This is a genomic window from Burkholderia sp. AW49-1, assembly GCF_053427845.1.
In genome coordinates, this window is sequence record NZ_JBSAXF010000086.1 from 1 (window position 1) to 1,271 (window position 1,271).

Consider the following 1,271-nt stretch of genomic DNA (forward strand, 5'->3'; position numbering starts at 1 on the left):
ACGCCCGATGCACCGCATCGGGCGTTTTGTATTCCAGGGCGGCGTGTGGCCGCTCATGGTTGTAGATGTGCACGGACTGTTCGACCATCTTGGCGGCCTGCTCGAGATCAGCAGGACGCTGCAGCAGGAACTCCCCCTTGAGAATGCCGTTGACCCGCTCGGCCAGCGCATTCTGGTAGCAGTCGTAGCCGTCCGTCATCGAACAGCGCAAGCCGTGACGTCGATGGATGTCTTGATAGTAGGTCGAGCAGTACTGGACCCCGCGATCGGAATGATGGATCAACGGCTGACAGGTTCGGCGACGGCGCAACGCCTTCTTCAGCGCCTGACTGACCTGCTCGGTCTGCAGGCTGTCGTGAACGTGATGACCGACGATCTTGCGCGAGAACGCATCGGTAATCAGGCTCAGGTACACGAACGGGCCAGTCGTGGGCAGATACGTGATATCGGCCACCCACACTTGTTCAGGCCCGGTCGGCACGACCTGATCCGGCCCGGGTTTGAGTAGATTCGGATGACGCCGGAAGCGATGATGGCTCTGCGTCGTCTTGTGGTACGCCCGGTGTGGCACGACCAAGAGGCGGGCGGCGCGCAGCACGTCGAACAGTCGATCTCGCCCGAGCTTGATGCCGCGCTCGCCCAAGACGGGCCCGAGCAGATGGTGCAGTTTTCGTGTCCCGAGTCTCGGCTGGCGCAGCCGTATATCCCGCACCAGCGTCGTCACGGCTTCGGCTTGCGTGCCGCGGCGTTCCTCGCTGCGACATCGCTTGTAATACGCTTGCCGGCTGATGCCCATGTAGCGGCAGGCTCGCTCGACGCTCAGCTTTTCGATCCGCCTTTGCGCGAGGACCTGCCCGAAGGCTTTTTTACGGTGATCCCGTAGTCCTTGCGCATCACGTCGAGCACGGCCTCGAACAGCGCGGCTTTCTCCTGCGCCTCTCGCAACTGCGTCTCCAATTCCTTGATGCGCTGCTCCGGTGTGAGCGGCTTTGAGTCTTGCTTTGGCATGGGGGAACCCGATCGCGCACGGCCGGATGGATCGGCCCAATCCTGCAAGCCGTGCTTACGTAACCATACCAGCACGGTCGAGCGTCCCTGGATGCCGTAGCGCCGCTGCGCCTCTTTATATGTCAGCTCGCCTTTTTCGACTTGGGCCACCACCGACAGCTTAAAAGCCAGGCTGTAGTCCCGTTGCGTCCGCTTGATCCCTTGTTCCAATTGCCACCTCTTCGTCTCGGCGAAAAAGTGTCAACCTATTTCAGGACGGGTCA

1 protein-coding gene is annotated in these 1,271 nt (G+C 61.3%); it reads right to left on the minus strand.

Going from position 1 to position 1,271, the window contains the following annotated elements:
* A protein-coding gene (locus tag ACV22W_RS33500; RefSeq protein WP_448023814.1) for an IS3 family transposase occupies positions 1-1,218 on the minus strand; the annotation gives its coding sequence in 2 pieces (ribosomal slippage) (positions 1-850 and positions 853-1,218; 1,216 coding nt annotated over the 2 pieces). This gene is flagged as partial in the annotation.
* Positions 1,219-1,271: the final 53 nt, after the last annotated feature.